Genomic DNA, 24,043 nt, shown 5'->3' with positions numbered 1-24,043 from the left:
CCGTCGATTCCAACGGGGCGGTTGATAGGCGCTTTTTGGTCTTGCGTCGAGTGAGACGCTATGGCAAAGGAGCCCCCGTCGCCGCGCCGGATCACCGCGCCAAAGACAAAACGCTGCCGTAGCTCAGTGGTAGAGCACTCCCTTGGTAAGGGAGAGGCCGACAGTTCAATCCTGTCCGGCAGCACCAGTTTCCTCACATTGTAGTTTGCCATCACCAGTCCGGGCCGCTCGTGCCTTTTGGCGCCGAGCGACCCGGACGAGTGGTGGCTGCTGTCAGCCCGGGCTGAGTTGCGGCGTGGTGCGGCGGGCGATCCTGGATTCCAGGGCGAGGCCGGCCGTGATGGCGAGGAGGTTGGCGCTCACCAGAAGGGCACAGAACAGGGCCCAGAGCTGGTCGGCCGGAATGGAATTGTTGAATTGCGGAATGGTGGCGAGCGCCACCGGGACATACCAGCAGGTCACGGATGTGGTGCCGCCGATGATCATGCGGATCCGCTGACCGCGCGTCAGGTCACCGAACAGCGTGCGCGATACCTGCGCCTGCACGATGGGGAGCACCAGCTTGTGCAGATAGACGGCATTGGCCGTCAGAACGCCGACAATGCTCAGCTTGGCCCAGATCTTGGGGTTGCCGAGCTTTTCGGGATCAAAGCCCCAATAGTAGACCAGGAAGCCCAGGCCGCTGATCCACAGCATGACCAGGCCCGCCGTCACTACCTTAGTGCCAAACTCGAACGCCTCGGCATGGGACTTGCGCACCCGGTCGCGGACCATGAAGCGCAGGATCATCAGATCCAGAAACGTCGCCGTACCGAGGCCCAGGGCAAGGCCGATGAAGTGCACGATCCGGATTCCCCCTTTGAAGAAGGTTGGATCGCCAATCAAATCGCTAATGTTCATTTTATCTCCAAGCGTAATTCATCGCGCGCCGGAATGGCGCGTGGATTGTATTTCTTCAGTTTTTGGTAAAATCCCCGACGAACTCTTCAGTCTTCGAAGGGGCGAGCAACACGCGACAACCACGCCACTTCGACGCGCTCACTTAAATGTGAGATAGCGGCCGCTTTGTGAACTTTTGTTCCCTGTCGGAATGAATGGGAGAACCGAGCAATTCATCCCCACTTAAATAGTGCACACTGCGTGATTCTTTTTTGCGCGGAGGGTGCGACACCGGGTGGGGAGATTGTGGATTACGCACCCGCCCGCCTCGAACCGTGGCGAAAACGTGCCGAAATGGGCGCGGGAAACGAGGGAGAAATAGCCCGGCATCGTGCTTGTGAGCCCGATGAGCAGAGGCTAATCCTGAGCCAGATGGGGAGACCGCAATGACAGCAGAGGCGCTTTACGACATCCACGACCAGCGGTTTGCCCGAAAGATCCTGGGCAGCGCAAAGCTGGAAGAACTGCATTCGGGCTGTCGCTGGACAGAGGGGCCGGTATGGTTCCCGGACCACGACTGCCTCTATTTTTCCGACATTCCCAACGAGCGCGTGTTGCGGTTCCTCGCCGCCGACAATTCGGTGACGACCTACCTGGCTCCGTCCAATTTCGCCAATGGCCACACCCGAGACCGGCAGGGGCGGCTGATTTCGTGCGAGCATGGCACGCGAAGCGTGACCCGAACCGAGCCTGACGGTTCGATCACCGTGCTAGCGGACCGGTTCGAGGGAAAGCGGCTCAATTCTCCCAATGATGTCGTGGTGCGCTCGGACGGCTCGATCTGGTTCACCGACCCCAGCTACGGGATCATCTCGGACTATGAGGGCTATCAATCGCCCCAGGAGCAGCCCGTGCATGGCGTCTACCGGATCGACCAGGAGACAGGGGAGGTTACGCTCGTCATTGCCGATTTCATCCAGCCCAATGGCCTGGCCTTCTCGCCCGACGAAAGCCGGCTTTACGTGGCCGATTCAGGGGCCAGTCACGACCCTGAAGCGCCCCGTCACATCCGCGCCTTCGATCTGCTCGAAGAGGGCAGACGGGTCCGTGATGCCGGGCCCTTCGCCGTGATCGACAACGGGATTCCCGATGGCTTCCGGGTGGACAGCGACGGCTGGATCTGGTGTTCGGCCGCCGACGGCGTCCATGTGTTCGATGATCGGGGTACGCTTTGCGGAAAAATCCTCGTGCCGCAGCGGGTCTCCAACCTGACCTTCGGCGGCAAACGGCGGAACCGGCTGTTCATCACGGCCACGACTTCGCTCTATGCGATATATGTCAATGCGAGAGGCGTTCAGACACCCTGAGGCATGATGCGAAGGGGCCGGTGCCTGAAGCATTCCGAGAAAGAGGCCGGTGCCTGAGGGCACCGGCCGCGCAATTATCAGGTCATTGAAAAACCTGGACTGGTTAGATCCAGTATGGGGTTACGCCGTAATAGTCGTGGACGCGACGGCCGTTTTCAGCGGTCCAGAAGTTGTCGTCCATATCGTCATAACGCGGGGCGCCTTCGATCTGCTCCTTGGAAATATCGATGCGGTAGCCGCCGAGATTTTCATCATATTCGAGCTTGGACCAGGGCAGCGGATAATGCTCGTGGCCCATGCCGAGGAAGCCGCCAAAGCTGAGCACAGCATAAGAAACCTTGCCGCCACGCTTTTCGACGAGAATGCGCTCGATCGAGCCGATATGCTCGCCGTTGAGCCCATACACCTTGGTGCCCTCTACCTTGTCGGAAGCGATGAGGTCGTGGGTTTCCTTGACGTCGGCAGAAGCGACGCGATTGTCATCATAAGCCATCTTATCCTCCTAACTTGGTTGTGCGGGGTGAACGCAACGATCGCGCTGAGGTTTCGCCGCATCGGGAAAATGTGATCGGTGCCGAGACAGCCGATGCCGGAGGGCCTTTTCAGGAACCGCGCGGCTTCCACTGCATTGACTCCGGATGGCCGAATTCGGCCGAATCCATTGAAAGGAGACGATAAATGGTCTTCGACACGCTCAGGCAGCGCATGGGAGGCACCGATGAGCTCAATCCCATGTTCATCGCGCACCACACCCTGTTCACTGCACGTGAAAAGATCGAGCTTCTGAACGAGCTCAAGGCCGAGGCGACAGGTGCCATGGCCGAGGGCCGCCCGGTCGACTTCGAGCCGGAAGAAATCGACCGCGCCATCGCAGAAGTCCGCGAAGGTGTGGAAAGTGGCGTCGGCACGGAAACCGTATTGCGGGGAGACTTCTGATGGCCGAGCCCAGCGACTTCCGCTCACCACAGGTTGCCAAGGTCGACTACCTGATCGACGAGAAGGGGTCGCGCATCGATGTCCCCGATGATTCCGGCGTCAAGGTTGCGGGCGAACACGAGGAATCCGTAGGCGCCGCCGGACCCACCAATTGGTGGCTCTATGGCATGGTGGCCCTGGGGATCATCGTCGCAATCCTGTTCCTGCTGCAGCTCTTTTCGGGCGCGCCGGGGACAGATGTGGAACCCGGTTCGCCAACTGCCGCCCCGATGGTGGAGTCCCCGGCCCAGGAACGGGCCGCGGAAGAGGCCTTGCCGCCGCAATAGAAAAGGCGCAGCCCGCGGGCTGCGCCTTAGTTACGGGTCGTGCGGAACGGAACTTAGCCGCGGATCGGCGAGAGCTGGATTTCAACGCGACGGTTCTGAGCGCGGCCGGCTTCGGTGGCATTGGAAGCGATGGGGCTCGTTGCACCCTTGCCTTCGATATAGAAGCGGCGCTGATCGATGCCCTGGCTGGACAGGACCGTGGCCACCGAAACGGCACGGCGCTGGCTGAGTTCGAGATTGTGCTGGGCGCTACCGGTGGAATCGGTGTGGCCGTAGACGTCGACAATGGTCTTGTCGAACTTCTTGAGCACGAGCGCCACCGAGACCAAGGTCTGGTTGAACTGCGGCTGCACGGTTGCCTGATCGGTGGCGAAGGTGATGTTGGACGGCATGTTGAGGATGATCTGGTCGCCCACGCGGGTGACCGAAACGCCGGTGCCCTGGAGCTGCGCACGCAGCTCGGCTTCCTGCTGATCCATGTAGCTGCCGATGGCCGCACCCGTGAGACCGCCGACACCAGCACCGATCAGCGCACCGACGCGCGGGTCACCGCCCACGGCCGTGCCGACAATGGCACCGGCAATGGCGCCGCCGCCGGCGCCGAGCAGGGTGCCGCCCGCCGTGTTGGAGAGCTGGCTCTGGCCGGTATAGGGATTGGTGGTGGTGCAGGCGCTGAGCGCCAGCGTCGCTGCAAGAGCGACGAGTACCTTCGACTTCATGATTCCCCCAAAAGGATTCGTGGTTGGTGGCCTTGTGTTGCCATTGAATAAGGCAGGAGCGTGATGAGGGAAAGGGGATGAACAGGCGATGAATGGGCTCAGACGTTGGCCCAGCCGGCATCGACGAGGAATTGCTGGCCGGTGATCATGGCGCTGTCGTCGGCGGCAAGGAACAGGGCCATGCGGGCACAGTCGTCCGGAGCCAGAGTCTTCGGGATCGCCTGGCTCTGCTTGATACCTTCAATATCCGCGTCGGTCACCCAGAGGTCGCGCTGGCGTTGAGTCATGACGGCACCGGGCACCAGCGTGTTGACGCGGATGCCGGAGGCCCCCAGTTCGCGGGCGAGGGACCGGCTGAGGCCATGGGCGGCCGCCTTGGCAGTTTCATAGACCGGCAGCTTGGGTACGAGGATCATCCAGCTCACCGAGCCGAAATTGATGATGGCGCCCTTGCCGGCCTTGATCATGCCCGGCGCCACGGCCTGCGCGGCAAAGAAGGCATGCTTGAGATTGACGCCCATGCGCTGGTCCCAGCTTTCAGGAGTGACGTCTTCCCAGTCGTGACGATCATCGTGTGCCGCATTGTTCACCAGCGCCAGCGCATCGCCATGGAGACGCGCAAACTCGGCGATGGCGGACTGATAGGCGGCGATGTCAGTGACGTCGCAGCGGATGAAGTGGACCACTTGCCCCTTCTGGGTCAGCTCCTGTGCCAGCGCGGTTCCGGCCTCGGTCGCGATATCCACAAAGCCGACACGAGCGCCCTGCCCGGCAAAGGCACGCACCATGGCTTCGCCAATGCCCGTGGCGCCGCCGGAAATGACGACGGCGCGATCCTTGAGGCTGGGATAGAGGGCAAATTCAGTCATGGCGGGACATCCGACGGTCAGTATTATTGGCGCCAGATAGCCTTATCGCGCCCAGGGAGCAAGGGCCTGATGTACGTGCATCAGAACCGCGCAGCCCACTTCCGACCGGGCAGGCCCTTGCCAAGGGTGGAGCGGCGGGTTTCAAGACGGTCCGTGGGCGGCCGGATCGGGGCCGCAAGCGAGCCGGGAAAGCGTGTGGCAGACATGACGACATCAGGGCGCGAGCGACTTGCGGTAATCGAACACGGCACCGATGCGCAGACCGCACTCGCCTATTTCGACAGCCTGCCGGCCGTGACCATCGCCAACATGCTTGGAAACTGGCGCGGCAGCGAATTGCCGACCGGGCACGGACTGGATGGGCTGCTCGGCAAATCCGGCTGGCACGGCAAGCGGTTCGACGACAGTGAAACCGTCCACCCCCTGGTCTTCAAGCGCAGGGATGCCAGCCTCTTTGCCCTCGACCCGGCCTGGCTGCCGATGTCGCTGCTGACCTCGAGGGTTGGGCTCGCGCAGCGCCTGGCCCGGCCGGGACTTGTGCAGCTGGCATCGGCCTTTGCAGCAACGACGAAGCCCAAGGCCAGGCTGCGCATGACGATGTTCCGGGACGTGGTTTCGGCGACCATGATCTATGACACGTTGCCGATCAACGACGTGTTCCGCATGGTGGACGCGGACACTGTCATCGGCGCCATGGACATGCGCGGCCATGAGGCGCCGTACTTCTTCGTGCTGCGGCGGGAACCGGCGCGGCCCCCAGGCTGATGCCGGTAGATTACCTGCCTTAACGCAGACGTTCTACCGACGGGGTCATGGTATGCGGCGTGACCTCGCGCTGTTCTACCTCGTCCAGAAGCCCCAGGATCTTGTCCACATTGGCAATGTGGCGCTGTTCCATCGAGAAATTGAGCGTGACGAAATCGCGGCCCGGGCAGAAGGTGCAGATATTCACCTCGGTGTGCCAGGCCCCGCAATAGAGCGGCTCCACCATGCCATGGGTCATGGGACCATAGGTGCGATGGGGCGGGACAAGCGTCAGCACGATATGCATCCCGCCATTGAAGCGCCAGAAGCGCTTGTTGGGCAGCGAGGGGATGAACCGGTTGAGGGTGCGCATCGCCTTGAACATCGAATTGATGACCACCTGGAATGAGGTGATGTCCTTCTGCTCGATGCCGGCGACGGTGTCGTCCACGGCCCGGACATACGCAACGAAATCGTCCATGACGGTGAACTTGGCTTCCAGCGCGCGGACCCGGAAAAAGTCGTCGTCGGTATTGTTCCGCTTGGTGTCGAGCATGGTGTAGGCGGCGCCGATCACCTTCTTGCTCATGTGCTTTTCGGCGCCATCGCCGTTGAGCGCATGGGTGACGAGCGCGAACATCAGCGAGCGCTGGCGAACCCCGAGTTTGTTGGCAAGGCGACGCAGGCGGTGTCGCTCGATGGCCAGGGTCCTGAAGCCCCAGGGCTGTTCCTTGGGAGCCAGGACATTGGCCAGGACCAGGTAGATGAACGTGGTCAGCCAGCCGCGCAGGGCACTCTTGAGGCGCTCGCCGAAGGGCAGCTTGTTGGCCTTGTCCGACTGCACGCCATGGCCGGCGGCGGCCGAACGGGTCAGGAGGGCGGAGTCCGACCCTTCGAGCAAAGCGTGGCTTGAGCGCACCTGCAGGATGGCCGCCCGCCCCTCGGCATCGGGTCCGCTGCGGCGCACGGCCGCCATGACGCGGAACAGCGGCAGGTCCTCGCGCTCAAAAATGTCGGTCGACTTGCTCAGCCACTTGTCGGGATAGCCGTCGAACTCATCAACCATTTCCACCGAAGTGATGGCATCGAGCAGGTGCTTGGGGAAGGGCTGTCCGGGTTGGGCGCCGACAAAGCCGTGCGTCAGCTGCGGCGCGAGGGCGATCATCTCGGCCACCATATTGCCCAGACGATCCTTGTCGTAGCTTTCGGTGGAAAAGGCGGTGAAGAAGACCGTGTCCTGCCCCTTGAACAGGAACCACTGGAAATCGGTGAACAAGGCCTGAGGGTTCCGCTCCACCGCGGCATTGGCCAGGGCCAAGGCATCACTCTGCTGACCAGCAAAACTCGACGACGAAAAACTCTTCACGCCAATATCCCCCACACGCCCCCTCCGGGACCTGCCGATCTAAGCGCAGTCGGCGCCGAACCGCAACATTTTGCCGCATGAGCGGTTAACCTGGGAGACTGCGATCTGCCGGCCGGTCCCTGCCTGTGCCAAACGGGGAAACCGCACCGACTTTGGCCCAATCACACGCCAGACCATTGCCGGGTGGCGCGGCGGTTCATCACAGTTTAGAATTGCTCTCAATGTTGAGAGTGCGCCCGTTGCAAACCAATGGGTTAGCAAGAGGACGCGTCGAATTGACCTATATCAAAGTGACGCCCAGGGGATTAGGTAGAGCTCAATGAGCCAGGATCGGCCGCCCCGCCGTATCCGCGCTCGCAAAGGAATGGCTCCCATGGACTATCGCGGAATTTTCGAGGATGCAGTGGACACGCTGCGGTCGGAAAAGCGCTATCGCGTGTTTGCAGACCTTGAGCGGATTGCTGGCCGATTCCCCCGCGCGGTCTATCGCGATGACGCCGACAATGCCCGCGAAATCACCATCTGGTGCTCCAATGACTATCTGGGCATGGGCCAGCACGACAAGGTCGTGAAGGCCATGCAGGACACGGCGGGCACGATGGGCGTGGGCGCCGGCGGCACCCGCAATATTTCAGGCACCAACCGCCCGCTGGTCGAGCTGGAGCGTTCGCTCGCCGACCTGCATCGCAAGGAAGCGGCCCTGGTCTTCACCTCGGGCTTTGTCTCCAACGAGGCGGCGATCTCGACCATTGCGCGCCTCCTGCCCGACTGCATCATCTTCTCGGACCAGCTCAACCACGCCTCGATGATCCAGGGCGTGCGCCAGAGCGGCATGGAGAAGAAGATCTTTCGGCACAATGACGTGGCGCATTTGCGTGAGCTGCTGAGCCAGGTCGACCGCAAGCGACCCAAGCTGATCGCGTTTGAATCCGTCTATTCGATGGATGGCGACATCGCCCCGATCAAGGACATCTGCGACCTGGCCGAGGAATTCGGCGCCCTCACCTATATCGACGAAGTCCATGCCGTGGGCATGTATGGTCCGCGCGGCGGCGGCATTGCCGAGCGCGAAGGCGTGATGGACCGGATCGACGTCATCGAAGGCACACTGGCCAAGGGTTTTGGTGTGATGGGCGGCTATATTGCTGCCAACCGCGCGATCATCGACGCCGTACGCTCCTATGCGCCCGAATTCATTTTCACCACAGCCCTGCCTCCGGCGCTCTGCGCGGCCGCCCGCGCGTCGATCGAGCATCTCAAGGGCAATGGCGAAGAACGCCTGATGCACCAGCGCCAGGCACGGCTGACCAAGGCGATCCTGGCCGATGCCGGCCTGCCGGTCATGGAGGCCGCCACCCATATCGTGCCGCTGATCGTGGGCGATGCGCGCGCCGTGAAAGCCGCCAGCGACATGCTGCTCGACAAGCACAACATCTATATCCAGCCGATCAACTATCCGACTGTCCCCAAGGGCACCGAGCGCCTGCGCATCACCCCGACGCCGCTGCATACGGACGAGATGATCTTCGAGCTACGCCACGCGCTGGTCAGCGTCTGGACCAGCCTCGAATTGCCACGCGAGCCCGCCGACGCGGCCATTACCGCGAGCAAGCTGACCAGTGGCGACCTGACCCTGCCCAGCCTGGGGGGCTGAGGCCCGCATCAAAGGCTTCAGTAAGGCGCCCATCGCAGGCCGATCCGTCGGACGGCACGGGCGCCTCCGGGTGTATGGATATGATGGTTGGCTCGAGACGGCCTCCGCCCCCGAGTGAAGTATGGTGAGACGGTTTCTGTCTCTGGGCGTCCGGCATGCTTGCAGGGGTTAGCCAGAGGACATTGCTGCCCGAACCCATCTTCGGACACCGGCTCCGCAAGGATTCAGAACCTTCCCGACTGTCGCAGGGCGGTGGGTCTCTCCGACCGCCAATCGCGCCTCTCTCCAGAGCGTTTTAGTCCTGTCCAGCCAAGAGGATTGCATCTGCCGCCCGCGCTGGATTGCTAAAGCAAACTTCGTGACTCCCCGGCGCCTGAACCAGTCGAAACAGTCCCAGCTTTTGCGACAGGCGCGGATGCCAGGGCATTGAGGGCGGCATGCCGGTATCTTCGGTGAAATTGATGTAGGATTTTGGAATGTCGAAGGCGGCAGGTGGACGCGACAAACGGATCTTGTCGGTGAAGGTCTTGTAGGGTTGCGCGACAAGTTGCCCATACGCTGCTTGTGACGCTGCCTGGGTCATGTCGTTGGTCAGGGCGTCTCGCCAGATTGGGAACGGCATCATGACCGTGCCATCATGCTTCGCCATCTCATCGAACATCGCTAGAAAGTAGTCAGGGACAAGGTCATTGAGGCTCTCACCGTCATTGGGGACGAATGCGTTCCAGTAGACCAGCCGTCTAATGAGGCCAGCGGGCAAACGATCCGCCGCGCCAGTAATGAGCATACCGCCATAACTGTGCCCCACGAGAACGACGTCTCTTAGGGCTTCTCGTTCAATGAACTCCACAATTGACTGGATGGCAGCATCGAGACTGGTCTCGATGCCATCGCCTGGCCGGTTGCCCGCGGCAGTGGGGGTGTGGACCTCATGCCCATGCGCGGAAATATGCTCGGCAACCGCCAGCATCAATTCGCCCGTGTGCCAGGCTCCATGTACAACGACGAAAGTAGCCATCTGCTTGCTCCTTGCCAGTAGGGAGGGCCTGGTTCAGGCCGTGCTTGAGATTACCTGCGAGCTGCATCAAGCTGGAAATCCAATGATGATATGGGGCCAATTGACCAGATGAATATCGCCTCGCTCGATCTCAACCTGCTGCGTGTGTTCAATGCTCTTATGCAGGAGCGCAGTGTTACTCGTGCCGGCGAACGCATTGGCCTTAGCCAGCCTGCGGTCAGTTCGGCGCTTAACCGCCTGAGACATTTGGTCGGCGATCAGCTTTTTATCCGCGAGGGCAACAATATGGTGCCGACACCGCGCGCCCTCGCGCTTGGACCGGCTATCCGCGATGCCATGGCAAGCATTGACACGGTTCTGTCCGAGCACTCCTCGTTCGATCCCCTAACGGCTGTCCGGACCTTCCGAATTTTGGGATCGGACTATTTTTCGACGATGCTGATGCCAGAGCTGTCGCAGCGTGTCCTTGCGCAGGCGCCAATGGTTTTGCTGCAGTTTCTGGATGGCGGACCACGTGCCATGCCTCATGTGTTGTCTGAGGGCACAATTGATCTTGCGCTTTCGCCCCCAGTTGACATCCCGGAATGGGCAACCTTTCAGTTTCTCTTCAAGTCCCGCCTTGTGTTGGTGGCGAAGCTTGGTGACCCTGCGCTCACTATGGCGGGTGTTGAAGCAGGAGCCGTCGTGCCGATGGACGTATTCTGCGACCTGCCTCAGGCGATCTGCTCTACCGATGGTGGACTTTCAACTGCGATCGATTCAGCGCTCGCACGCTGGGGACGCAGGCGTCATGTCTCTCTGACGATGCCACATTTCCATGCGCTCGCTATGGCGATTGCCCAAGGCCACGTGGTGGGCTCGCTTCCCGTGCAGTTTGCACAAGCCACGGCCATGTCCCACGGACTGGCGCTCTATGAACTCCCTGTTGGCGGCGAAGAACTGGCCATGGGGATGTACTGGCATCGCCGATACGACGGTGACAGTGCTCATGCGTGGCTTCGTGAACAAGTTCGTGCCGTGCTCGGACCCTAGACCGGGCTTGGGTGCGACGGGGCGTGCAGTGGCACCGCCCAAAGGGAGCCCACAGGGCGTCACCGGGGCCGGCTACAAACCGATAGCTTCAGCAGCCGCACGCGGGATAGCTGCCATTGCGCTGCAGTTCAGCCCCAGCAGCTTCCCACACCATCCCCGCGATGCCGCGCGTTCTCTCCAGCCGACTCTATAGCGGCGCCGATGGCGCCGACCGGGCGGGTGCAACAACCTGCAGCCTAGCTCGTAAGCACGATCCTCATGAGATCGGCCGTGTTGCGGGCGCCGAGTTTTTCCATGACGCGGGCGCGATGCACTTCGATGGTGCGGGGGGAAATGCCCAGCTCGCGCCCCGCTTCCTTGTTGGACTGGCCATTGGTGATCAATTGCAGCACTTCGCGCTCGCGCGGGGTCAGCTGGGCAAAGCCGCGCACCTCTACGGGGCGGCTGCCCGACTGCATGGCGCCGACATGGACATCCTTGCGCAGGGCATCGCGGATGACCGTCAACAGGCGCTCGCTGTCGATGGGCCTGACGAGAACATCGGTGGCCCCCAGTTTCATGGCGGTCACCGCCGCCTCGACCTGCGGGCTATTGGCCAGCATGACAACAGGCACACCGGTGCGCAAAGCCTTTACGCGTCGCAGGATGGCGAGCCCGCTGTCTTCGCCCTGCTCAAGATTGGCGACCACCACATCGGGCTGCCGCCGATCCAGGGCCGCGAAGAAATGTGCCGTCTCCAGCGAGAACACCGTCTGAAACCCCTCGAGACGGAACAGAACGCTCAGCGCCTCGCAGATTCCCGGATCGGGATCGACGATGTGGACCATGCGGTCCCGATTGAGAAAGGCGTGGTAGTAAGAATGCGAGTTCATGCCTAAACCCCTTCCAGCAAGTTCTTCCCCAGAACTGGACGGCCCGGCGCAAAGCGGCTCGCATGGCAACGAGGTTTAGCCCGCCGCCGCTGCACCTCTGCCCAGGTGTCCCGCAAGTGTATTTTGATCTAAGTGGTCGCTCTGTCCGATACGATGAATCCGTAGGATGAACTACCTAGTTATAGGGATCTTTTCATTTACTCTGCGTGTCAATGACTTTATTCCTATATCTCGTGTAAAGAAAAGCCGGCGCATTTTGCCGGCTTTTCAGATCAGACAGTGGATTTGGCGCGCAGAGCGTCGCGAATTTCGGTGAGCAGCACTTCTTCCCTGGTCGGGGCGGGCGTGGTTTCCACCGGCTCCTCGGCTGCCTTGCGCTTCATGGCATTGATACCCTTGACCACGAGGAAGAGCGCGAAGGCGATGATGGTGAACTTGACCACAGCGTTGATGAAGAGGCCGATATTGACCTGCGCCGCGCCGACGGTCAGCACGATGCCGGAAAAATCCACCCCGCCGATGAGGATGCCGATCAGCGGCATGAAGATGTCATCGACGAGCGAGGAAACAATTCCGCCGAAAGCGGCACCAATAACCACGCCGATAGCCAGATCAATCATGTTGCCCTTGACGGCGAAGTCACGGAATTCCTTGAGAAAGCCCATCATCGAGGTCCCCTAATACGTCCCTGCAGGTCCCACACTCACTGGCGGGAACGGTTAATCGGACTTAACGATTGCCGGGGATTGGCGACAATTGCAATGGGCCCAATGACCAGCTTGCACCGGCATCGGCGCAGGCCGATAAAGACACAGACGCTTTTCAAAGGCCCGGGCGCAAACCTAGATGACCCTGCTCGACCACGACCCTGTCCGGGCCCTCACTCTGGCCATGGATCATATTCCGCAAGGCATTGCCGTATTCGATGCGGGGCTGCGGCTGGTCGTCTCCAACCGGCGCTACAACACGCTGCTCGACCTGCCTGACGACCTGGTGCGACCCGGCTCAGCCCTGTTCGATATTGCCCTGTTCATGGCCGAACGCGGCGATCTGGGGCAGGGCGATGCGGCGCAGCTGGCGATAGAGCGAATCAAGGTGCTGACCGGGGCACCAACGACCGTGACGCAGCGCATGGGCAATGCCGGACAGTCGCTGGAATTTCATTCGAGCCGCCTGCCCAACGGGGGCCTCGTGGTCAGTTTTACCGATGTGACGGCGCGGGTGCGGGCCGAGCAGCAGATCGAGCAGCGCGTCGAGGAGCGCACATCGGCACTCAAGCTGGTCAATGCCGAGCTGGAAACGGCGCGGGCAAAGGCCGACGCGTCGAACCACGACAAGACGCGTTTCCTGGCCGCCGCCAGTCATGACCTGCTGCAGCCGCTCAACGCAGCGCGGCTCTATACATCGACCCTGATCGAACGCGCCAAATCCACCGCCTTTGGCGAACTGGCCAATTCCATCGAGGCGTCGCTGACGGCCGTGGAAGACATCATGTCGGCCCTGCTCGATATTTCGCGCATCGACAGCGGCGCGCTCAAGCCGGCGCCCAAGCCGATCCAGGCGCAGGACCTCCTGAGGAAAACCGAGGTGGAATTCGCGCCCATGGCTCGGGAACGCTCGATCTCGCTGCGTATCGTGCCGACCCGGGCCACCGTGCTGGCCGACCGCTCGCTGGTCGGGCGCATCGTGCAGAACCTTGTCTCCAACGCCATCAAGTATACCCCGGTGGGCGGCAAGGTGCTGGTGGGCCTGCGGCGTCGCGGCAATCGCTGGCGGCTCGACGTGATCGATACCGGGATCGGCTTCAACCGCGACCAGCACAAGCTGGTCTTCGCCGAATTTTCCCGGCTCGAGCGTGGCGCGCGCATGGCCCAGGGGCTGGGCCTGGGTCTCTCGATCGTGCAGCGCCTCGTGGCGGCCCTGGGCCTTACCCTTGAACTCGACAGCCAGGAGGGCAAGGGCTCGCGCTTCTCGCTCTACCTGCCTGCGGTGCGCAATGCCCGCCCGGCCAGCGAAAGCCAAGCCCCGGCCAACGAGCCCAGCTTCGGCACGCTCAACCTCAAAGTGCTATGCGTCGACAACGAACGCGCCATTCTGGAGGCCATGGAGGGCCTGCTGGTGCATTGGGGATGCGACGTCCGCACGGCCCTGTCGCTCAAGCAGATCGACCGGGAACATCTGCTCGAGGGCTGGTACCCGGACCTGGTGCTGATGGACTATCACCTCGACCAGACATCGGGGCTGGATGCCATCGAGTGGCTGCGGCACAATCTGGGCGGGCACCTGCCGGCGGCGCTGGTGACGGCAGACCGCAGTCCGGCCGTGCGGGCCCTGGCCGAGGATCGCGGCATCGCGGTGGTGACCAAGCCGGTCAAACCGGCCGCCTTGCGCGCCACGATCAGTGGCCTTGCCAATCAGGGCCGGGTTGGCCCAAGGGCGGGGTAGGCTACCCAAACAGTAACACCCCACCCTTGATCCTTCCCCTCAACCAGCGTGTAGCCAAAGCTCCAGATCACCCCGCCCTAGCGTCGCTGGGCGCCTAGCGTCGCCAAGCTTTGCTTGCCCTCCCCCTCCAGGGGAGGGAGTGGATGAACACCGGCGACTGATGCCTGCGCCTCCCTCCCCTTGAGGGGGAGGGAATGAGGGTGGGGTGACCTAAGTTCTCGGAGATCGCTAGCCCTTAACCTGCTCGGGTGCCAACGTTTCCGGGCTGGAATCCGGCGTGGCCGTGGCCTTGTCCACGACCGGCGCCATGGGGGTGACGCGGGGCATGCGGTTCCAGGCGTCGAGGGCGGCGATCTTGTAGGCTTCGGCGAGCGTGGGATAATTGAAGGTGTTCTCGACGAAATAGTCGAGCGTGGCCCCGAGATTGAGCACGGCCTGGCCGATGTGAATGAGTTCGGTCGCCCCCTCGCCCACGATATGCACCCCGAGGAGCTTTCGCGTTTCGAGCGAAACGATCATCTTCATCATCCCCGATTGCAGGCCCATGATGTGGCCGCGCGAAGTCTCGCGGAACCGTGCCACGCCGCATTCATAGGGAATGTTCTGGGCGCGCACCTGTGCCTCGGTGAGACCGACCGTGGAAATTTCGGGCACGGCATAGATGCCATAGGGAAAAAATTCCGGTGCCGGCGGCATGCGCGCATCGAAGGCATGGAGCGCCGCAATGCGGCCCTGTTCCATCGACGTCGAGGCCAGCGAGGGAAAGCCGATGACGTCGCCGGCGGCATAGATATGGGGAATCTGGGTCTGGAAGGTGGTCGGATTGACCTTGAGGCGACCGCGGTCATCGGGCACGACGCCGCATTTTTCGAGGCCGAGATTGCTGGTCGCGCCGACACGGCCCGCCGCATAGAGCAGCATGTCGGAGCGGATCTGCCTTCCATCGGTGAGGTGGGCCATGGCCCAGCCCTGCCCGTCCTTTTCGACGCGCTCCACCTTGGCGCCGAGGCGAATGGTGACGCCGCGCTGCCTCAAGTCATGGGTGAACTCCTCGATGATTTCGCGATCGATGAATTCGAGAAAACTGTCGCGCGGCTCGATAATGGTGACCGGCACGTCGAGAGCGGAAAAGATGGTGGCATATTCGATACCGATGACGCCGGCACCCACCACGGTCAGGCTGCGGGGGACGCGAAGCTGATCGCCTACCAGACTGTCGCTGTCGAGAACGGTGTGCTCGTCGAAGGGGATATTGGCCGGGCGATAGGGGGCGGTGCCGACGGCGATCACGGCGTAGTCAAACCCGAAGACATGATCGTCGCCCTGGGGATCGGTGACCACGACATGGTGTTCGTCGCGGAAATGGGCCATGCCGCCAAAGGTGCGTACGCCATTGCGGGCGAACTGGTGCTCGAGCACCTCGATCTCGTAGTCGAGGGTCTTGCGCAGCCGAGCGCCCAGGTCCCTGCCCTCGATGTCCTTCTTGACCCTGTAGGCTAGACCATAAAAGCCGCGTTCGCGCCAACCCGAGAGGTTGAGCACGGTTTCGCGCAGGGTTTTGGAGGGAATGGTGCCGGTGTGGACAGAAACGCCACCCAGCCGGAGACGGTTCTCCACCACCAGCACCGACTTGCCGAGCTTGGCAGCCTGAATGGCGGCGCGGCGCCCGGCGGGCCCCGAACCAATGACGACGAGATCGAAACGTTCCACGAGATTAGCCCCCAAAGCCCATGGGCACCCTAGCGAGCCAGTGTGACAGCGGGGTTAAGAGGCGAGGAGGCCCCGGACCGCAAGGCAGGCCTGCAATACGGGGGCACGGATTGCGCTCTTACTCGGCGCGCGGCGCTGGCGCACCCAGATCGGGCAGGTCGTAGAATTTGCGCACGACCTCCCAGCCTTCCTCGGCCGTGTCGACCACGGTGAAGAGCTCCGGATCGGTCGGCGAGATCGTGCCCGCTTCGGCCAGGGCCTCGAAATTGATGACGCGGCTCCAGAACGCCTTGCCGAAGAGGAGCATGGGGATCTTGTCCATGCGGCCGGTCTGGATCAGGGTCAGTGCCTCGAAAAATTCGTCGAGCGTGCCGAAGCCGCCCGGGAACACAGCGACCGCCTTGGCTCGCATCAGGAAGTGAATCTTGCGCGTCGCGAAGTAGTGGAAATTGAAGCTCAGGTCGGGCGTGACGAACAGATTGGGCGCCTGCTCATGGGGCAGGACGATATTGAGCCCGATCGAGGGCGCACCCATGTCGGATGCGCCGCGATTGCCCGCTTCCATGACGCCTGGCCCGCCACCCGTGGTGACCACAAATTCCTTATAGTCCATGGAAGCGGAGGTTTGGGAGGCGAATTGGGCAAACCGGCGCGCTTCCTCGTAGTAGCGCGATGCGGCTTCGAGATTGCGGCGCTGCGTCTCGTTCTTGGCCGCCCAGGCCGGCTCGCCGGGTTCGGGGATGCGCGCGCCCCCGAAGAGCACGATGGTGGAATTGATGCCGTGTTCGCGCAGGCGGAATTCGGGTTTCAGATATTCCAGCTGGAAGCGCACGCCGCGCGTGTCCTCGGAGGTCATGAACTCATCGTCGGCGAAGGCCAGCCGATAAGCGGGGCTGCGCGTCTGGGGCGTATCGGGCGCCTTGCGCGAAACGACGACGTCCTCGCTCGAGGTGCGCAGGGATGTCGGATGGCGGCGTTTGGCCAAGTCGAACTCCGTATGGACTGTTGCGCCACAATTCGGCGCCGTTCTAAACGGCATAACCAGCATGGATGGTCGGGGCAAGGGCGGGGCATGGCCAATCGGTTCACGAGTGTGGAAGCGGCGATCGACCATGCGGCGCATGGCGTATTGGCGCGCATGCCACGCGGGAAGGTCGCCGACGGTCTTGTGGAGTTCCTGGTCTTTGGGCTCAAGCAGGCCTGGGGGTGCCTGTTCGGCGGGCTGATGCTGGGCATGATCCTTGTCACGCGCCTCTGGTGGCCCGATATCGGGCTCAATCGCTACGACTTCTGGTTCCTCGCCGCACTGGGCATCCAGGCAGCCATGATCCTCTTCCGGCTCGAAACCCTCGAGGAAGCGCGCGTCATCCTGATCTTCCACCTCGTGGGTACCGGGATGGAAATCTTCAAGACCGGGGTCGGGTCGTGGATCTACCCTGACGATGCGCTGTTTCGCATTGCCGGCGTGCCACTGTTTTCCGGCTTCATGTATGCCTGTGTCGGCTCCTACATGGCCCGTATCCAGCGCATATTCGACATCGAGTTCACGCGCTACCCGCCGATCTGGATGACGGTGATCCTGGCTGTCGCCATCTATGTCAACTTCTTCACCCACCACTATATTTTCGATTTCCGCTGGGCGCTGTTCGCCGCTATCGCGCTCCTCTACGGGCGCAGCTGGATGCACTATCGCGTTTTCCGCTTTCGTCATCGCATGCCGATGCTGCTTGCCTTCCTGCTGGTCGCCCTGTTCATCTGGATCGCCGAAAACATCGCCACCTGGTCACGGGCATGGATTTATCCCGATCAGGCGGACGGCTGGGCGGTGGTCAGCTGGAGCAAGCTGGGCTCCTGGTACCTGCTGATGATGATTTCCGTCGTGCTGGTGACACTGGTCCACACGCCCAAGCAGCACGAGCCCGCACGATAGCCACGCAGCCGCCGTCACGAGCAATGACTGAAGTAGTCATAGTCTAAATTGATCATAGAGCAAAAATAGCGACAACAAACTGCCGATATTCACGAGTCATCAACAGTCATATGCACTTCTAAGCAAAGGAGGGCACTGAGTTGTTGCTGTTTACGGATCGGCATCTGGCACCACAGGGGGAACTCAAGCGCCTGGTCGCGCGCGGCATCTGCCGGATGTTTCCGCTCCACTCAGCGCCAACCATCAAGGTCGAAAACGCCCTGATCCTGTGCGACGTGGACCTCGAGAACTTTTCCAGCGCCCGCATGCTGCGCCTGGCACTGGCCGTTCACCGTACAGCTGATAGTCCGCTGGTTTTCCTGCTGCGCGAACGCAACCATCACACCGAATCCCAGGCGCGGGCGCTGGGCGCCACCGACACGCTGGACGGCGCCCAAGGTCTCGATGCGGCGCTCGGGCACCTGCTCGAGAAATACCCGTTCCTCAATGCGCACAAGTCCTGCGTACCGCCAGAGGCGCGGCTGGCGATCGAAGGCCTGCTCGACGCCAATAGCTGGACGGCGGCCGGCGATTGCAACGACATGATCGATGCCGGGGCACAGGCCGTGCTCGATGCGATCGAATCCAGGGGCATCCATCACTGGATGGACGAAGTCTGGTCCTATGACGACTTTACCTACCAGCACTGTCTGCTGGTGGCGGGCGCCGCTGCCGCCTTCGGCTCGTCGCTCGGCTTTTCGCGCGGGGACAAGATCCTGCTGACCACGGCGGGCCTCGTACATGATGTCGGCAAGGCCTTCATCCCGCGCGAAATCCTCAACAAGGATGGCGCGCTCGATGCCATCGAGCTGGCCAATATCCGGCGCCACCCGATGATCGGCTATGCCATTCTCAAGGAACATGGCGTGCGCAACAGCGATGTGCTGGGCTGCGTGCGCTCGCATCACGAAATGCTGGACGGCTCGGGTTATCCGGCGGGGCTGGTGGGCAGCGAGGTCCCTGACCTGGTCAAGATGATCACCATCTGCGACGTCTTCTCCGCATTGGTGGAGCGGCGCCCCTACAAAAACCCGATGTCCCGGGAGGCGGCCTTGGTCTACCTCGCCGAAAAGACCCAGTTCTTCGATCAGGATCTGTTGCGTGCCTTCCGCCCCTGCGTCGAGGCGGCATAGACACGAACTCTCCCCCTGTTCATGTATCCTGCCCCGAACAGCAATTGGGGAAGCCGGTCTGTGCCGGCTTCCCCTGCCCTTGCGTTCGGAAAGTATGCCTACTGTGCCGGGACCTCGCTCTCCGCCGGGGCTTCGCCCGCATCGTCGGTCAGCGGCACGCACAGACCTCGCTCATCAAGGATCTGGCCTTCGGGGCAGACAATCGGCTCAGGCGCCGGTGCAGCCTCCTCGGGCGCGGCCTCTTCCTCAGCCGGAGCGGCCTCTTCGGCTGGCTGTTCCTCGGCAGGAGCGGCCTCCTCCGGAGGAGCTTCATCGACTACAGGCTCCTCTTCAGGGGCCGCTTCCTCCTGAGCAGGCTCTTCGGGCGGTGCGGGCTCCTCGGCGGGGGCAGCTTCCTCGGCCGGGGCAGGTTCTTCGGCGGCCTCCTCGGCAGGCACCTCTTCTACAACCTCCTCTTCGGGGGTTGCGTCGTCGATCTCGGGACAGACGCCATCCACGAGCTCTTCTGGCGCGCATTCGAGCTCGGCTGGCAGGCCTTCACCGTCGGCCGGCACATCTGCGGCATCCGGATCCTCGGCGGGCGCTTCGTCGGCTGCGGGATCGGCCCCCTCGCCATCGGGCTCTGTAGCAGCGTCTTCGGGCGCTACGGCATCATCGTCGGCCGGGGCCTCCTCGGCAGGCTCAGCATCATCGGCGGTTTCGGGCACTGCCTCGCCTTCGGCCCCGGTCGTGTCTTCGGCCGGCGGTACGCTTTCTGCCTCTTCGACAGTCTCCGGTTCGGGAACCGGCTCCGTTTCATTCTCGGCTATGACCTCGGCGGCCTCATCGACTTCAACAGCGTCGGGCGGCACATCCTCCGGGGTCGGCTCTTCGACATTACCGGTATAGATTTCGAGCGTCGTGCCATCGACGGCCGGCGCAACAGGCTCAGTGGACTGCGCGACCGTGAAGACCGGAACGGTCACGTTTGTCTGCTCCTCGACGAAGTTCACGTTGATGACGTTGTTGATCACCACGTTGTTCTGCACGACGACAGGCCCGAGAAACTCGGTCTGCCTCACGAAAGTGGGATTCTGATCGGCGACGATCACCACCACACGCAGGTTTGGATCAACGAAGCGAACGACCGGCACGAAGATCCAGTTGGCATCTACAATGGTGACATTGACATTGACGTCGACGACAAAGCCAGGCCGGGTTGGCGGCAAAGGCGCCCAGCCGATAACGTCGCCGCTGCTGCGCCAGGTCACCCATGCCGGGGCCCATTGCGTGCCCGGAACCCAGCACCAGCCAAGGCGGGGATCGGCCAGCCAGCGGCCATAGTGGTAGGTGGCCCAGGCGAAGGGCTCATCGGACTGGAAGAACCAGCCAAACTCGCTCGTGAAGACCCAGCGGCCATTGGTATAAGGGCGCCAGTTCGCCGGAAGACCGGTTGGGCACCAGACAAAGTTGAAGTCGGCATGCCGCACCCAGACGCCGAGGGGCTGCAACTGGGTGAAGAAGACATTGAAGCTGACATTGACCTGTTGTGCCTGAACGGCCTGAAGGCCGAACATGGGCACGCCCGGCAGTCCCGTCGTCGCCACGGTCAAAGCTGCCGCGGCCATTCCGGCAAGAAGTCTGGAACGGATCATGATGTTCACCGTGAGGTTGTCGACAATGCCGCATGACCGCAATGACCCTGACCGCCCTGAGTTCCGTCAAATCGGCCGATCGGGCACCTTGTGATCGCCTGGTGTCGCGTCCTCCCGCTCCCGCCGGGCAGGACAGCGCCAGTTTTTGCGCATAGGCAAGCAGGCGCCGGCAGCGACCATGGCACCATTCGACCCCTTGCATCTCCGGCCAAGAATCCGCATATAGCCCTTCGGGAGGTTGGCGCGGACGTGTTCCTCGCCAACCGGGTCAGGTCCGGAAGGAAGCAGCCCCAACGAGATCCTCACGGGTCGATGCCAGCCTCCTACTCAATCTGTTCACAACTGGGCATATCGGACCCGCAACCGGCCTCTTGGCTTTTGCGGTCTCTTGCGGCTTGCCCTAAGGTCCGGGCATGAACAAAGGCAGATTCCAACGAGTGCGCGACACGGATGGACGGCATGGCTGAAAACCAGACCTCCCCCTATCTGGTGCTGGCGCGCAAATATCGCCCGCGCGACTTTTCGACCCTCGTGGGTCAGGACGCCATGGTGCAGACGCTAGGCAATGCCTTTGCGCAGAACCGGATCCACCATGCCTTCATCCTGACCGGGGTGCGCGGTGTGGGCAAGACCACCACCGCCCGCATCCTGGCCCGCGCCTTCAATTATGAAGATGAAAGCGGCCGCCACCCGACACTCGACCTTTCGAAGGAAGGCACGCATTGCCGCGCCATCATCGAGGGACGGCATGTGGACGTGGTGGAAATGGACGCCGCCAGTAATACCGGCATCGGCGATATCCGAGAGATCATCGACTCGGTCAAATACGGGCCGGTCTCTGCACCCTACAAGGTCTATGTGATCGACGAGGTGCACATGCTCTCGACGGCGGCCTTCAACGGGCTGCTGAAGACGCTTGAAGAGCCGCCGCCCTATGTGAAGTTCATCTTCGCGACCACCGAAATCCGCAAGGTGCCGATCACCATCCTGTCGCGCTGCCAGCGCTTTGACCTCAGGCGCATTCCGGCCGAGGTGATGTCTGACTATCTCGAGCAGATCCTTGCCAAGGAGAATATCGGCTTCGAAGCCGATGCCCTGGCCATGATCGTGCGCGCCGGCGAAGGCTCGGCCCGCGACAGTCTCTCGCTGCTTGACCAGGCCATCGCCCATGGCAATGGCACGGTGACCGCAGCGACGGTCAAAGCAATGCTTGGTCTGGGCGACCGGGCACGGATCATTGACCTCTTCGAGGACCTGATGGGCGGGCGGATTGCCGAGGCCCTGACGGCCTTGCGCGAACTCTACGATCTCGGCGCCGATCCCCAGACGCTACTGGCGGACCTGGCCGAATTCACCCATCTGGTCACACGCATCAAGGTTGTGCCGGCTGCGGCCGACGACGCCTCGCTGACACCGGACGAGCGCAACCGGGGCCGCGATCTGGCGCAGCGCCTGCCGATGCGGGCGCTGACCCGCGCCTGGCAGATCCTCTTCAAGGGCAATGAAGAGACGGCGCGTGCCGGCAATGGCCTGCAGGCCGCGGAGATGACGCTCATTCGTCTGGCCTATGCGGCCGACCTGCCGAGCCCCGATGAGGTGATCACCAAGCTGACCCAGCAGGGCAGCCTGCCGTCAGGCTCAGGCACGCCGCAATTGCCGCCGCGCGGGCCTTCGGGCGGTGCTTCAGCCATGCGAGTCGAGGCCGTGCAGACGGCGCCCGCCGCACTGTCGACAGCGCCCACGCCGGTCGCCATTCCGGCGACGCGCCCGCAGGCCGTGGTGCAGCCGGCCCTGGCGACGGTCGCCAGCTACAAGGACCTGATCGCCCTGGCCACGGCCAAGCGTGACATGCTGACCAAGCTGGCGCTCGAGAGCCAGATGTTGCCCGTCTCGTTCGAGCAGGGACGCATCGAGGTGTCACTGCTCCCCGGCACCAATCCCGCCGTGGTCAACAATCTGGCGGCGCGCCTGCAGACCTGGACCGGCGAGCGGTGGCTGGTGACCGTATCGACCAGGCCCGCCGAAGGCATGACCATCAGGCAGGAAAAGGAGCAGCGGCAGGAAGCGGCGACCGCCGCCGCCCATGACGATCCGCTGGTCAAAGCCATAATGGAAACATTTCCGGGCGCGAAACTTGTCAATGTGACGGTGCGCGAAGAAGCCGCCGCGCCAGACATGCCACCGCCCCCGTTTGAAGAGGACGACGAATGAAAGACATCATGAACATGATGAAGGCCGCCGGCGAGATGAAGGCCAAGATGGAAACCATGCAGGCCGAACTGGCCGAACTGGTTGTCGAAGGGCGTTCCGGCGGCGGTATGGTCAGCGTCTCGCTCTCGGGTAAGGGCGACATGCGCGCCATCAAGATCGACCCCACCTTGCTCAAGCCCGAAGACGCCGAAATGGTTGAAGACCTGATCATCGCGGCTTTCAGCGACGCCAAGGCCAAGAGCGAGGCCGAAGCCCAGCGCAAGATGGCGGAAGTTACCGCCGGGCTGCCGATCCCGCCGGGCATGAAACTGCCGTTTTAACAACTGGACCTCCCCTCCTCCCCTTGCGGGAGAAAGGGCCCCGAAGGGGCGGATGAGGGGTCCGCGCCCCGAACACCCGTTGCGGACGCGGAGAGAACCCCTCACCCTGATTTTCTGCTGAACGCAGAAAATCTGTCCCTCTCCCGCAAGGGGAGAGGGGGAACACCGAGCAAGGTGGCAAGATGCCCTCAGGCGGACCCGAAATCGAACAGCTCATTCAGCTCCTGGCGCGGCTGCCGGGATTGGGACCGCGTTCGGCCCGACGCGCCGTGCTGCACCTGATCAAGAAAAAGGAACAGCTGATGCTGCCGCTTTCGGCGGCGCTGGACCGCGCGGTCGCGGCAGTGCGGACCTGCGATGTCTGCGGCAATGTCGATACTATCAGTCCCTGCACGATCTGTTCGGATCCGCGGCGTGGAGATAGTGGCCTGATCATCGTCGTTGAAGATGTGGCGGACCTCTGGGCGCTGGAACGCGCCGGGGTAGGACAGGTGCGCTATCACGTTCTGGGTGGCGTACTATCCCCGCTCGACGGGATCGGGCCGGACGACCTCAACCTCGACGGCCTCGTCGCGCGCGCCCATGATTATCGCGAGATCGTGCTGGCCATGAATGCCACGGTCGAGGGCCAGACCACGGCGCATTACATTACCGACCGACTTGCTGGCACGGAAATCAAGGTGACCCGCCTCGCCCATGGCGTGCCTGTGGGCGGTGAGCTCGACTATCTCGACGAAGGCACGCTGAGCCAGGCCCTGAGGGCGCGGACCGAGATTTAGGGTAGTGTGTGGGGCATCCGGACGGTTAGCTCCACCGAACCGCCCTCGGGCTTGACCCGA

23 protein-coding genes, 1 tRNA gene and 1 other RNA gene are annotated in these 24,043 nt (G+C 62.5%); 14 read left to right on the top strand and 11 right to left on the bottom strand.

Going from position 1 to position 24,043, the window contains the following annotated elements:
• Nucleotides 1-112 precede the first annotated feature (112 nt).
• Nucleotides 113-187, top strand: a tRNA-Thr gene (locus MQW79_RS16360).
• Nucleotides 188-273: 86 nt separating this feature from the next.
• Here MQW79_RS16360 and MQW79_RS16355 read toward each other — a convergent pair.
• On the bottom strand, nucleotides 274-900 hold the full coding sequence (locus MQW79_RS16355; protein ID WP_476585527.1) for a hypothetical protein: 627 nt from the start codon (nucleotides 898-900) through the stop codon (nucleotides 274-276).
• Between the two features lie 425 nt (nucleotides 901-1,325).
• Between MQW79_RS16355 and MQW79_RS16350 the strand changes: the two genes are divergently transcribed.
• Complete coding sequence (locus MQW79_RS16350; protein WP_476585526.1) at nucleotides 1,326-2,246, top strand: SMP-30/gluconolactonase/LRE family protein; 921 nt, start codon at nucleotides 1,326-1,328, stop codon at nucleotides 2,244-2,246.
• Between the two features lie 103 nt (nucleotides 2,247-2,349).
• On the opposite strand, the gene MQW79_RS16345 is transcribed toward MQW79_RS16350, so the two are convergent.
• Nucleotides 2,350-2,739: a PRC-barrel domain-containing protein gene (locus tag MQW79_RS16345; RefSeq protein WP_476585525.1), complete on the bottom strand. Its 390-nt coding sequence runs from the start codon at nucleotides 2,737-2,739 to the stop codon at nucleotides 2,350-2,352.
• Nucleotides 2,740-2,924: 185 nt separating this feature from the next.
• Here MQW79_RS16345 and MQW79_RS16340 point away from each other — a divergent pair, with 185 nt between their 5' ends.
• Nucleotides 2,925-3,182 (top strand): hypothetical protein, encoded by a 258-nt coding sequence (locus MQW79_RS16340; RefSeq protein WP_476585524.1) that lies wholly within the window; start codon nucleotides 2,925-2,927, stop codon nucleotides 3,180-3,182.
• Entirely contained in the window at nucleotides 3,182-3,508 is a 327-nt protein-coding gene (locus MQW79_RS16335) for a hypothetical protein (RefSeq protein ID WP_476585523.1), read from the top strand. Before MQW79_RS16340 ends, MQW79_RS16335 begins: the two co-directional genes overlap by 1 nt.
• Nucleotides 3,509-3,561: 53 nt before the next feature.
• Here the strand turns inward: MQW79_RS16335 and MQW79_RS16330 are convergent, their stop codons facing one another.
• Together MQW79_RS16330 and MQW79_RS16325 are read right to left on the bottom strand one after the other, a co-directional pair.
• Nucleotides 3,562-4,227 carry a YiaD family glycine zipper/OmpA-like lipoprotein gene (locus MQW79_RS16330; RefSeq protein ID WP_476585522.1) on the bottom strand — a complete coding sequence of 222 codons (666 nt, stop codon included), beginning with the start codon at nucleotides 4,225-4,227 and terminating at the stop codon, nucleotides 3,562-3,564.
• Nucleotides 4,228-4,325: 98 nt separating this feature from the next.
• On the bottom strand, nucleotides 4,326-5,096 hold the full coding sequence (locus MQW79_RS16325; RefSeq protein WP_476585521.1) for an SDR family NAD(P)-dependent oxidoreductase: 771 nt from the start codon (nucleotides 5,094-5,096) through the stop codon (nucleotides 4,326-4,328).
• 204 nt (nucleotides 5,097-5,300) lie between these two features.
• Here MQW79_RS16325 and MQW79_RS16320 point away from each other — a divergent pair, with 204 nt between their 5' ends.
• A complete protein-coding gene (locus tag MQW79_RS16320; RefSeq protein ID WP_476588253.1) occupies nucleotides 5,301-5,861 on the top strand; it encodes a DUF4334 domain-containing protein in 561 nt (186 codons plus the stop codon).
• Nucleotides 5,862-5,880: 19 nt separating this feature from the next.
• Here MQW79_RS16320 and MQW79_RS16315 read toward each other — a convergent pair whose 3' ends face one another.
• The gene (locus tag MQW79_RS16315; protein ID WP_476585520.1) at nucleotides 5,881-7,206 is read right to left on the bottom strand and encodes a hypothetical protein; all 1,326 of its coding nucleotides are present in this window, start codon (nucleotides 7,204-7,206) and stop codon (nucleotides 5,881-5,883) included.
• Between the two features lie 373 nt (nucleotides 7,207-7,579).
• Between MQW79_RS16315 and hemA the strand changes: the two genes are divergently transcribed.
• Nucleotides 7,580-8,860, top strand: coding sequence for a 5-aminolevulinate synthase (hemA, locus tag MQW79_RS16310; protein ID WP_476585519.1), 1,281 nt, complete (start codon nucleotides 7,580-7,582; stop codon nucleotides 8,858-8,860).
• Between the two features lie 295 nt (nucleotides 8,861-9,155).
• Here hemA and MQW79_RS16305 read toward each other — a convergent pair whose 3' ends face one another.
• Entirely contained in the window at nucleotides 9,156-9,878 is a 723-nt protein-coding gene (locus tag MQW79_RS16305) for an alpha/beta fold hydrolase (RefSeq protein ID WP_476585518.1), read from the bottom strand.
• Nucleotides 9,879-9,968: 90 nt separating this feature from the next.
• On the opposite strand from MQW79_RS16305, the gene MQW79_RS16300 reads away from it, so the two are divergent.
• Nucleotides 9,969-10,910, top strand: coding sequence for a LysR family transcriptional regulator (locus MQW79_RS16300; RefSeq protein ID WP_476585517.1), 942 nt, complete (start codon nucleotides 9,969-9,971; stop codon nucleotides 10,908-10,910).
• Between the two features lie 236 nt (nucleotides 10,911-11,146).
• On the opposite strand, the gene MQW79_RS16295 is transcribed toward MQW79_RS16300, so the two are convergent.
• Nucleotides 11,147-11,782, bottom strand: a complete 636-nt coding sequence (locus MQW79_RS16295; RefSeq protein ID WP_476585516.1) for a response regulator transcription factor — start codon at nucleotides 11,780-11,782, stop codon at nucleotides 11,147-11,149.
• 272 nt (nucleotides 11,783-12,054) lie between these two features.
• Nucleotides 12,055-12,450, bottom strand: a complete 396-nt coding sequence (gene mscL / locus MQW79_RS16290) for a large-conductance mechanosensitive channel protein MscL (RefSeq protein ID WP_476585515.1) — start codon at nucleotides 12,448-12,450, stop codon at nucleotides 12,055-12,057.
• Nucleotides 12,451-12,628: 178 nt separating this feature from the next.
• On the opposite strand from mscL, the gene MQW79_RS16285 reads away from it, so the two are divergent.
• On the top strand, nucleotides 12,629-14,227 hold the full coding sequence (locus MQW79_RS16285) for an ATP-binding response regulator (RefSeq protein WP_476585514.1): 1,599 nt from the start codon (nucleotides 12,629-12,631) through the stop codon (nucleotides 14,225-14,227).
• 228 nt (nucleotides 14,228-14,455) lie between these two features.
• Here MQW79_RS16285 and sthA read toward each other — a convergent pair whose 3' ends face one another.
• A complete protein-coding gene (sthA, locus tag MQW79_RS16280) occupies nucleotides 14,456-15,937 on the bottom strand; it encodes a Si-specific NAD(P)(+) transhydrogenase (protein ID WP_476585513.1) in 1,482 nt (493 codons plus the stop codon).
• Between the two features lie 118 nt (nucleotides 15,938-16,055).
• Entirely contained in the window at nucleotides 16,056-16,985 is a 930-nt protein-coding gene (locus tag MQW79_RS16275) for an LOG family protein (protein ID WP_476585512.1), read from the bottom strand.
• Between the two features lie 24 nt (nucleotides 16,986-17,009).
• Between MQW79_RS16275 and MQW79_RS16270 the strand changes: the two genes are divergently transcribed.
• Together MQW79_RS16270 and MQW79_RS16265 are read left to right on the top strand one after the other, a co-directional pair.
• Nucleotides 17,010-17,867, top strand: a complete 858-nt coding sequence (locus MQW79_RS16270; RefSeq protein WP_476585511.1) for a DUF817 domain-containing protein — start codon at nucleotides 17,010-17,012, stop codon at nucleotides 17,865-17,867.
• A 140-nt stretch (nucleotides 17,868-18,007) separates the two neighbouring features.
• Entirely contained in the window at nucleotides 18,008-19,039 is a 1,032-nt protein-coding gene (locus MQW79_RS16265; protein WP_476585510.1) for an HD-GYP domain-containing protein, read from the top strand.
• 98 nt (nucleotides 19,040-19,137) lie between these two features.
• Here MQW79_RS16265 and MQW79_RS16260 read toward each other — a convergent pair whose 3' ends face one another.
• Nucleotides 19,138-20,673, bottom strand: a complete 1,536-nt coding sequence (locus MQW79_RS16260) for a DUF6600 domain-containing protein (protein ID WP_476585509.1) — start codon at nucleotides 20,671-20,673, stop codon at nucleotides 19,138-19,140.
• Nucleotides 20,674-20,905: 232 nt separating this feature from the next.
• Between MQW79_RS16260 and ffs the strand changes: the two genes are divergently transcribed.
• The 4 genes from ffs (at nucleotide 20,906) to recR (ending at nucleotide 23,983) form a co-directional block, all read left to right on the top strand.
• Nucleotides 20,906-21,001, top strand: an RNA gene (ffs, locus tag MQW79_RS16255) — signal recognition particle sRNA small type.
• Nucleotides 21,002-21,123: 122 nt separating this feature from the next.
• Nucleotides 21,124-22,884 carry a DNA polymerase III subunit gamma/tau gene (locus MQW79_RS16250; RefSeq protein WP_476585508.1) on the top strand — a complete coding sequence of 587 codons (1,761 nt, stop codon included), beginning with the start codon at nucleotides 21,124-21,126 and terminating at the stop codon, nucleotides 22,882-22,884.
• Nucleotides 22,881-23,204, top strand: coding sequence for a YbaB/EbfC family nucleoid-associated protein (locus tag MQW79_RS16245; protein WP_476585507.1), 324 nt, complete (start codon nucleotides 22,881-22,883; stop codon nucleotides 23,202-23,204). Before MQW79_RS16250 ends, MQW79_RS16245 begins: the two co-directional genes overlap by 4 nt.
• A gap of 182 nt (nucleotides 23,205-23,386) precedes the next feature.
• The gene (gene recR, locus MQW79_RS16240) at nucleotides 23,387-23,983 is read left to right on the top strand and encodes a recombination mediator RecR (RefSeq protein WP_476585506.1); all 597 of its coding nucleotides are present in this window, start codon (nucleotides 23,387-23,389) and stop codon (nucleotides 23,981-23,983) included.
• The last annotated feature ends 60 nt before the right edge of the window (nucleotides 23,984-24,043 follow it).

The organism is Devosia sp. Micro-HW1, assembly GCF_056341075.1.
This window is presented reverse-complemented; position numbering and strand designations above follow the sequence as displayed.

Bases quoted from the DNA above. Each gene is read 5' to 3' on its own strand.
- MQW79_RS16335 (WP_476585523.1), top strand. From the start codon at position 3,182: ATGGCCGAGCCCAGCGACTTCCGCTCACCACAGGTTGCCAAGGTCGAC.
- hemA (WP_476585519.1), top strand. From the start codon at position 7,580: ATGGACTATCGCGGAATTTTCGAGGATGCAGTGGACACGCTGCGGTCG.
- MQW79_RS16330 (WP_476585522.1), bottom strand. From the start codon at position 4,227: ATGAAGTCGAAGGTACTCGTCGCTCTTGCAGCGACGCTGGCGCTCAGC.
- MQW79_RS16350 (WP_476585526.1), top strand. From the start codon at position 1,326: ATGACAGCAGAGGCGCTTTACGACATCCACGACCAGCGGTTTGCCCGA.
- MQW79_RS16250 (WP_476585508.1), top strand. From the start codon at position 21,124: ATGGACGGCATGGCTGAAAACCAGACCTCCCCCTATCTGGTGCTGGCG.
- mscL (WP_476585515.1), bottom strand. From the start codon at position 12,450: ATGATGGGCTTTCTCAAGGAATTCCGTGACTTCGCCGTCAAGGGCAAC.
- MQW79_RS16345 (WP_476585525.1), bottom strand. From the start codon at position 2,739: ATGGCTTATGATGACAATCGCGTCGCTTCTGCCGACGTCAAGGAAACC.
- MQW79_RS16340 (WP_476585524.1), top strand. From the start codon at position 2,925: ATGGTCTTCGACACGCTCAGGCAGCGCATGGGAGGCACCGATGAGCTC.
- MQW79_RS16295 (WP_476585516.1), bottom strand. From the start codon at position 11,782: ATGAACTCGCATTCTTACTACCACGCCTTTCTCAATCGGGACCGCATG.
- MQW79_RS16325 (WP_476585521.1), bottom strand. From the start codon at position 5,096: ATGACTGAATTTGCCCTCTATCCCAGCCTCAAGGATCGCGCCGTCGTC.
- MQW79_RS16355 (WP_476585527.1), bottom strand. From the start codon at position 900: ATGAACATTAGCGATTTGATTGGCGATCCAACCTTCTTCAAAGGGGGA.
- MQW79_RS16305 (WP_476585518.1), bottom strand. From the start codon at position 9,878: ATGGCTACTTTCGTCGTTGTACATGGAGCCTGGCACACGGGCGAATTG.
- MQW79_RS16260 (WP_476585509.1), bottom strand. From the start codon at position 20,673: ATGATCCGTTCCAGACTTCTTGCCGGAATGGCCGCGGCAGCTTTGACC.
- MQW79_RS16300 (WP_476585517.1), top strand. From the start codon at position 9,969: ATGGGGCCAATTGACCAGATGAATATCGCCTCGCTCGATCTCAACCTG.
- MQW79_RS16245 (WP_476585507.1), top strand. From the start codon at position 22,881: ATGAAAGACATCATGAACATGATGAAGGCCGCCGGCGAGATGAAGGCC.
- MQW79_RS16275 (WP_476585512.1), bottom strand. From the start codon at position 16,985: ATGCTGGTTATGCCGTTTAGAACGGCGCCGAATTGTGGCGCAACAGTC.
- MQW79_RS16320 (WP_476588253.1), top strand. From the start codon at position 5,301: ATGACGACATCAGGGCGCGAGCGACTTGCGGTAATCGAACACGGCACC.
- MQW79_RS16270 (WP_476585511.1), top strand. From the start codon at position 17,010: ATGGCCAATCGGTTCACGAGTGTGGAAGCGGCGATCGACCATGCGGCG.
- recR (WP_476585506.1), top strand. From the start codon at position 23,387: ATGCCCTCAGGCGGACCCGAAATCGAACAGCTCATTCAGCTCCTGGCG.
- MQW79_RS16285 (WP_476585514.1), top strand. From the start codon at position 12,629: ATGACCCTGCTCGACCACGACCCTGTCCGGGCCCTCACTCTGGCCATG.